The following is a 6738-nucleotide window of genomic DNA, read 5'->3' on the forward strand; positions in this document are numbered from 1 at the left end:
CGGCACTCTCCTAGGCTTCGACAGCTTGGCGATGGGACGGCAACAGGTCTTGCCATGCAACTCCGTCTTCGAGTTGCGCGTCACAGGCGCTTACACCGCGCAGATCGAGCCCGAGTGCGGCAGGCTGCTTGTCTTCCATCACGCGCTTGACCGACTCCATTAGCACACGGCGAACGCGCACGACGGCCTGGTCGGCAGGGACAAGATGCTCGCGGGAGCGGTCATAAAGCGGTCCCTGGGAAAGCCCGATCGTTGCATCCTCCACCTCGACGCCGCGTAACCCGGTCCAATTCTCTTTCATCAGTTCACGGTTCTGACCGAATACGTCCGCCCAGCTAGCCGTGAAGGTGCAGTCCTTGCGGTTGTAGTACCGCGGATCATTCAATCCCAGAAGCTCAATGATTTTCTCTTCTGTTATCGGTGTCTCTCCGTGGACGACAATGTAGGTACTCGTGTGCGTGTCATCCTGCGGCACCTCGAGGACCGTGAACAGGAATGCCGGCGCTGGGATGATACGGCCATACGGTACGATGAACGGTACGACACGTGCATTGCGCACGCCCGGGTTACGGGTCTTGCGCAGCGCCACGTACTGGAATCCGAACGCGGTCTCTTCGATTTTGAGTGCCGGCTCCAGGTCGTTGGAGGCAAGTGCCGCCGGGTTGACTACGTCGGGATTGGGCGTGAAATCGTTGTCCTTCCACCCAGGACGCGCCATGTTGGTATGCAGTACGCCTACGTGCGAGCTGTCCTCTCCGCCCTCCACCAACTGCAGGTAGTTGCAGGAAACATTGATGCGCAGGACGACGCGGTGTGCCGGTTCTGCATCCATGAAGGCGTAGCGCGAAAATGCCGGAAGGAGTTCGATCGGGCCTACATACGTCCAAACGATGCCGCCTTCTTCCCGCACGGGAAACGCCGGCGCCTTCAGACGTGCGGCGTACTTGGGGTCTGCATGGTTGGGTGTCTCAAGTACGGCACCTGACGCACTAAATTTCCACCCGTGATAGAGGCATCGGATTCCGCCTTCTTCGACTCTGCCGAGCGCAAGGGATGCGCCCCGGTGCATACAAAGTTCTTCTAAGAATCCTACCTGACCTGCCGTGTCGCGAAACGCAACGTAATCTTCGCCGAGCAGGCGCACGCGCAGGGGCGCGCAGTCGGGATGGGGCAGTTGGGCGGACGTACAAACGGGGTGCCAGAAACGTCGCATCAGCGTGCCGCCCGGCGTGCCGGGACCGACGCGGCAAAGGACATCGTTATCTTCACGGCTCAACATAGTCGAACTCCTATCGTAGCTCTTGTTATTCACCGCGCTCAGCGCGCGCTGCTGCAGATGAAAGGATGCGGTGGTGGGGTACTAACACGCGCCAGTCGTCTTCAAGGCCGATTTCACCGGACACACCGATGGCACTCCCGGCGTTCGCGCGTAGTGCGGCAATCTCCTTCTGGTCGCGCGCCGCACGGGCGTAGGTGAGCAGGCAGCGCTGAAGACGGCTAATGGCGATGTCCGCTGCGGAGAGCAACTCCTGCGAGCGGTCGCGGATCGCGCCGCTCGACACGCTGCAAGCTGCATCCTCTTGCGTGATGCTGTCGAAGCCAGTGAAGTGACCGCCTCGCTGTTGAACCCGGTCCTGGCGATAGCCATTCGCGACGGACATCGCTGACGAAGAGTCGCAGGTGTCGGCTGTCATTCCGTATTTGCGCAGCGTCGGGTCATCCAATCCGACAAATTTGAGCTGCTCGCTGCGCAAAGGCTCCTCGCCAATGCGCTTCTCGCCATCCCACCAGACGTGGTAAAGATTGCAGCGCTCGTCGTTGACCGGCACGATCGCCAGCCAGATATCCCCGTTCGCGTTGGCGATGAAGCAGGGGGCGATGAACGCCGTTACCCGCGCGATACGTTTTCCGTCGGTCTGACGAATTGCCACGTAATGGAAGCCAAAGTCTGTCTCGTCGGCCTCGATCTCGGGTGCGGCGTCGAATTGCATGTGAGACGTTTTTTTCGCATAGTCGAGATCCGAGTCGTTCGTCCTCGCCAGCGCGGAACTGTGGAGCACCGTCAGGTGTGATGAGTCGACGAGGCCTTCCATAACCTGAGCGTAGTTGGCGTTAACAACCGCACAGGCATTGATCCGGTGGGAGTCCGGTTGGTCCATGAAAGCCCAGTGTGGGAGAGGCGGCTTTTCACCTTGCGGCCCCAGGTAAGCCCAGAGGATGCCGCCTACCTCGCGCACGGGGTAGGTTCGTCCCCTGATGCGTTGTTTGAATCTCGGATCCTCGACGTTTGGCGTCTCCAGGACGGCTCCGTCGACCGCAAACTTCCAGCCGTGGTAAATGCAGCGCAAGCCGTCGCCCTCGGTGCGTGCCAATTGCATTGACGCGCCCCGATGCAGGCAACCTTCCGCATAGAGACCCGGACGCCCTTGCTGATCACGCCACACCACATAGCGTTCCCCCAACAGCTCAATCGTCTTCGGCTCCCCATTCGGCTCGGGCATGTCCGATGATTGAATCACCGGGAGCCAGAAGCGACGCATCGCGTTGCCCATCGCGGTGCCAGCGTCGGTGCGGCACATCAATTCGTTATCCTGCTTGCTCAACATGTCGATTCCCTCGATTCAATTCTGAGTGAAGGGTGAGTTAGTGGTGAGTGCGGGCCTCAAAGATCGAGGACCAGCCTTGAGGTCTTTGCGCGCGAACAGCACGGCATGAAGCAATCGTTGCCGGCCCGCTCGTCTTCGGTTAGATAAAGATCCCGATGATCTGGCTGGCCAGCCAGCACTTTCGTCATGCAGGTGCCACACACTCCCTGCTCGCAGGACAGCGGAAGACTGAACCCTGCATCGAGCAATGCGTGCGCCGCGCTTTGATCCGCGGCGACCACAATGACCTCGCCACTACGATGGATTTCAATTTCAAATGGTGCGTCCCCTGAGGTTTCGATCGGCTCTGCGGCGAAATACTCGCGATGCAGGTGTCCTTCGTCCCAACCGAGTTCCCGCGCAGTCTGCAGGATGTGATTCATGAAGCCGTTGGGGCCGCAAACATAGAGATGTTTGTCGGAGGACGGCGCGCCTATCGCCGAACGTGCATCGAGTTGCTGCTCAGAGGCACCGTGGTCGACATGCACGTGTACTTGCGACTCTTCTCCGAAGTGGGAGGGCTGCAGGCGATCGACGAAGGCCATGCGTGATAACGAGCGGCCGCAATAGTGCAACGCGAAAGCTCGGCCCGCCTGTGCCAACTGTTGCGCCATGCAAAGGATTGGGGTGATGCCAATGCCGCCCGCGAACAGGATCGACTGGTCTTGTTGACTGTCGTGCAGCGCAAAGTGGTTGCGAGGGGCGCTTACCGTGAGTACGTCGCCCGCCTGCACGCTATCAACGAGCTTTACCGATCCGCCACGTGACTGGGGATCACGCAACACGCCAATCCTGTACGAGGATTGCGGACCGGATGGATCGTACAGCGAGTACTGGCGCACCATATCTCCGGGTACGTGCACGTCGATGTGCGCACCCGCTTCGAACGCCGGCAGCTCGCCACCCGACAACGGTACAAGCTCGAAGCCGGCAATGTCGTCGGCTAACCATGTCTTGGCCGATACTCGGACGTGCAGCAATGCCTGCGCTGGTATCGATTTGTTTTCCATGAGAGTAGGAATCCTGAGAGATGGCTTAAGTGGCAGGTTGACGACGCCAGATGGCCACGGGGGCGGCGCCAAGCCGCCGTTGAATTAGCCATCGCGCGAGTCCTTGATCCATCACGCGTACATGCTCGGGAAACCAGTCCGCCAGGGCTCGCGCAAAAGAGCGAACGACTTCCGTGTGTCCCTGAGCCAGCATGGCGCGTACCTCGTCGAGTGACCGGAGCACGGTCGCATGCTCGTCGACATGGCAGCCCACAGACCCGTATCCCGTTTCGCGCATTGCGGTGTCCTCGTCGCTGAAGTGGCGATGCGCATGGTCAGAAAAGGCTTCGAGCGCGTTCACTAGCTTGTCGTCTTCCGTAGTCAGCAGCGTGTGCACGCATTCGACAAACTCATGGTGTGTCTCATCCATAGTCTGATGACCCAACGCATAGTCGTCGCGCCAGGCGAAGCTATGCGAAAGACAAACTTTGTGTTTTGACTCATCCATTGTTCACCCCAAACGTGGACTTGGCGACGGCGCCGTACCCAAAAAGGGACATACCCTACGGCCATGTAGTGCTGTCATTTGTCAACGTACTCCCATCTAGTCGTGCATGTGAATAAAAACATCTTCCAAGGAAGATAGTGTTCGGCGCGATGGTTGTCGAGGTAGGGAAAACGCGAATAGATGCCAGAAATCTTCCTGGTCTGGAACGTGATATCGCGGTTCTTAACGATGGATTGACGCGTTATTAATGCCTGAAAAATCCCCAGGACACTGCCGAATAGGGGGCCCGCAATCGATGACGTGCTGTTCCAGGGTATCTCCCTGGCGGGAATCCGATTGACGTTTGCGGCAACTGAAATGTATCTTCCGTGGAAGATGATTGTGAGTGCGGTGCGCGGTAGCTGCTGAAAGAAACTCAACGGCCTATCCCGTGGAGCACAGCAGATCATCCGATGTGTGGCACGTTTTTAAGTGAATGATAAATAATTTGGAATGCTAAGTGTAAATGGTTGTCGTCCAGGAATATGTCAAAGCCGAGCTATCGGAGGAGATTGCAGATGGTTGAGAAAATGCGCTTCGCCCCGCGGAAAATTGTCTCCGGGGCCGTCATGATGCTATTCGTAAGCTCGGCACACTCGCAAAGTAGTGTCACGTTGTACGGCATAGTCGACGCGGGTTTGCTATACACCAGCAAAACCCTGAATAGTCAGAATGGGCAGAATGCTGGAAAGCAATTCTCTCTGATCGATGCGGGGTCTACGCCGTCGAATTTCGGCCTGAAGGGAGTCGAGGACCTCGGCGGCGGTGTTAAGGCGGAATTCAGGCTCGAGAGCGGTATTAGCGTCGCAAACGGAGGCTACGGCATTTCAAACGGGAATCTGTTTGGCCGCCAGGCATGGGTTGGCTTGCAAACCGATTACGGTGAAGTTAAGGCGGGCCTGCAGTATTCACCTTTTTTTCTCGCGTTGTTCAGACTTGATCCGCGTGGCACTTCAACCTTCGCGAGCGGTGCCATTATTTATGTTGATAGTGTGGCAGCGACAGGCGTATTCACGTCGAACGCGGTGTCGTACACAAGTCCTGTCATGGGCGGATTTCAGGGCAGCGTACTTTATGCGCTCGGTGGCCAGGCCGGCGATTTTGCAGCCGGACGGCAATATTCTGCGGACCTGAAGTACGAAAACGGAAGCCTGCTGGTTGACGCGGCTTTCTTTAACGGCAACGCAGGTGGATCCGCACAGACACCCATACCTACAACGGTCGAGTTCTTTGGCCGCACGCTGGGCGCGTCCTACAAGTTCTCCTCATTGACCGTCAAGGCCTCCTTCTCCAGCTACAAGGTAGCAGGGTCGTTCAGCAACGATGTGTATGGCGGAGGATTTGACTATTATGTATTGCCGTCGCTGAATCTTAACGGCGGAGTGTGGTTCACAACGGATCGAAACGACACGTCAAATCACTCAATTCTGGGTGCAATCGGGACACAATATTTCCTGTCGAAGTCTACGTCGCTGTATGCGGAGGTAGGCGTAGTGAATAACCACGGGAAAATGAATACCGGTTTGTCAATTGATGGTGCGTTGTACGGGGTCGCTGGAACAACAGTAGGCACGGTGGTGGGAATCAGGCACCTGTTTTAGCCGGAGACGAGGCCAAAGCGGCCTCCGTTCGTTCACTCACGCGCGGTCCATGGGATCGCGCCGACTAACCTCATCGTTCTGCCCAAAGCAACGGTCCGTTGCAACCGAGGAGGTATGCGCTGAATCGTTTCAGGCGTAGCCTTCAGGTCTCGTTGTCACTTCATTTCAGGTTCGACCCTCGCCGCAACACTGTGCGTCTTGTCGGGTGCACATCATTTCCCATAGCATCATCCCTGCAGATATAGGAAGGAAATCGAAATGTCGAAAGTTCTGGTTCTATATTATTCCTCGTATGGGCATGTCGAAGCGCTGGCGGATGCCGTCGCCGAAGGTGCGCGCTCGGCGGGCGCCACGGTCGACGTCAAGCGGGTGCCGGAGACCGCGCCGGCGGAAGCGGCCAAGGCCGCCTACTTCAAGCTCGACCAGCAAGCGCCGGTTGCCACCGTCGCCGAGCTCGCCAACTACGACGCTATTGTCGTCGGCACGCCGACCCGGTTCGGGCGCATGTCGTCGCAGATGGCGACATTCCTGGATCAAGCCGGCGGCTTGTGGATGAGCGGCGCGCTGAACGGCAAGGTGGGCGGTGCCTTCACTTCGACCGCCAGCCAGCACGGCGGCCAGGAAACGACCTTGTTTTCGGTTATCACCAACCTGCTGCACTTCGGCATGACCATCGTCGGCCTGCCGTACAGCCACCAGGGGCAGATGACGCTGGACGAGATCGTCGGCGGTGCGCCCTATGGCGCCACGACCATCGCCGGTGGACAAGGTCAGCGCCAGCCGAGTGCTATCGAACTCGCCGGCGCTCGCCACCAGGGCGAACTGATCGCCCGGACGGCGAACAAGCTGTTTGGCTGAACGTCACGCCTTGTCGCACCGTCGACGCGCGAAAGTGTCGGGCCCGCGGACACCCGCCGGGGCGCCCCACGGGGGGGTGTGGGGGGGGGCCCAAAAAA

General features: G+C 58.5%; 6 protein-coding genes. 2 read left to right on the forward strand and 4 right to left on the reverse strand.

From position 1 onward, the window contains the following. Window positions 1-10 precede the first annotated feature (10 nt). The 4 genes from PQQ96_RS35565 to PQQ96_RS35580 are packed head-to-tail and all read right to left on the reverse strand — an operon-like array spanning window position 11 to window position 4142. The gene (locus tag PQQ96_RS35565) at window positions 11-1279 is read right to left on the reverse strand and encodes a Rieske 2Fe-2S domain-containing protein (RefSeq protein ID WP_408301170.1); all 1269 of its coding nucleotides are present in this window, start codon (window positions 1277-1279) and stop codon (window positions 11-13) included. Between the two features lie 25 nt (window positions 1280-1304). Further along, the gene (locus PQQ96_RS35570; RefSeq protein ID WP_408301172.1) at window positions 1305-2606 is read right to left on the reverse strand and encodes a Rieske 2Fe-2S domain-containing protein; all 1302 of its coding nucleotides are present in this window, start codon (window positions 2604-2606) and stop codon (window positions 1305-1307) included. Window positions 2607-2662: 56 nt separating this feature from the next. Then, entirely contained in the window at window positions 2663-3655 is a 993-nt protein-coding gene (locus PQQ96_RS35575; protein ID WP_408301173.1) for a PDR/VanB family oxidoreductase, read from the reverse strand. A gap of 25 nt (window positions 3656-3680) precedes the next feature. Further along, the gene (locus PQQ96_RS35580; RefSeq protein ID WP_408301175.1) at window positions 3681-4142 is read right to left on the reverse strand and encodes a bacteriohemerythrin; all 462 of its coding nucleotides are present in this window, start codon (window positions 4140-4142) and stop codon (window positions 3681-3683) included. A gap of 569 nt (window positions 4143-4711) precedes the next feature. On the opposite strand from PQQ96_RS35580, the gene PQQ96_RS35585 reads away from it, so the two are divergent. Together PQQ96_RS35585 and wrbA are read left to right on the forward strand one after the other, a co-directional pair. Beyond that, a complete protein-coding gene (locus tag PQQ96_RS35585; RefSeq protein WP_494478209.1) occupies window positions 4712-5782 on the forward strand; it encodes a porin in 1071 nt (356 codons plus the stop codon). Between the two features lie 258 nt (window positions 5783-6040). Continuing rightward, window positions 6041-6640: an NAD(P)H:quinone oxidoreductase gene (wrbA, locus tag PQQ96_RS35590; protein ID WP_408301179.1), complete on the forward strand. Its 600-nt coding sequence runs from the start codon at window positions 6041-6043 to the stop codon at window positions 6638-6640. Window positions 6641-6738: the final 98 nt, after the last annotated feature.

Origin of the sequence: Paraburkholderia sediminicola (assembly GCF_046027825.1) — a bacterium.
GTDB classification, from domain to species: Bacteria; Pseudomonadota; Gammaproteobacteria; order Burkholderiales; family Burkholderiaceae; genus Paraburkholderia; species Paraburkholderia sediminicola_D.